Source organism: Shewanella sp. UCD-KL21 (genome assembly GCF_001957135.1).
In the GTDB taxonomy this organism is placed as follows: Bacteria; Pseudomonadota; Gammaproteobacteria; order Enterobacterales; family Shewanellaceae; genus Shewanella.
In genome coordinates this window covers 1-692 of the sequence record NZ_MPHK01000078.1, presented here as the reverse complement: position 1 = coordinate 692, position 692 = coordinate 1, and the positions used below count along the sequence as shown (strand labels likewise).

At 40.6% G+C, this 692-nt stretch carries 1 protein-coding gene; it reads right to left on the bottom strand.

Annotated elements, in window-relative coordinates:
* Positions 1-393: 393 nt before the first annotated feature.
* Positions 394-654, bottom strand: a complete 261-nt coding sequence (locus BM739_RS19940; protein WP_076538397.1) for a hypothetical protein — start codon at positions 652-654, stop codon at positions 394-396.
* Between the last annotated feature and the right edge of the window lie 38 nt (positions 655-692).

The following is a 692-nucleotide window of genomic DNA, read 5'->3' as shown; positions in this document are numbered from 1 at the left end:
TCAATAGCATTGGCAGCAATAAACTTGCCAGTAAAATCCTTTTCTTCATCCTAATCCTTTTTTACATCAATAAAATCTATTAAAAGAACGCACCTGCCGCACCCGGAAATACCACCGGACTTGCATTACCATTATCACCAACACTGGCAACGCCGAAGACATAATTATCTATGACCATGTTTTTTAGAATAAATTCATTCACATTGCCAACATAACGACTGTGAGTCCATTGTGGCTCAGTGGTGGCGCACCAGTACGCGATAACCTGAAATACTCTTATTCGGTTGTGGCTGCCATTACAGTTTAGTATTAAGCAGCATAATACCTTCGATTTTCACCCCTTTTGAAAATTACATGGGCTTTTTAGTAATACCAATACTGATGTAATGTAAATTATATGCACTCACCGCCATCGTCAGTAAAAGGCCTTACAACCAGCCCAATTAGCGCGGTAAAAATACCAACTAAAATATCCCCATCATGTGAATCGCTGGTAATTGCTCCCGGGCTCGAGTCACGTTCGCGTCTATCTGAATTACTTTCTGCCGTGCCGCGAACAAAATCACAGCCAGCATTGGTGGCGCTTGATGATGAGCAAGCCGTGCTCAATAGCATTGGCAGCAATAAACTTGCCAGTAAAATCCTTTTCTTCATCCTAATCCTTTTTTACATCAATAAAATCTATTAAAAGA

Excerpts from the sequence above, each read along its gene's own strand:
- BM739_RS19940 (WP_076538397.1), bottom strand. The coding sequence starts at position 654 with ATGAAGAAAAGGATTTTACTGGCAAGTTTATTGCTGCCAATGCTATTG.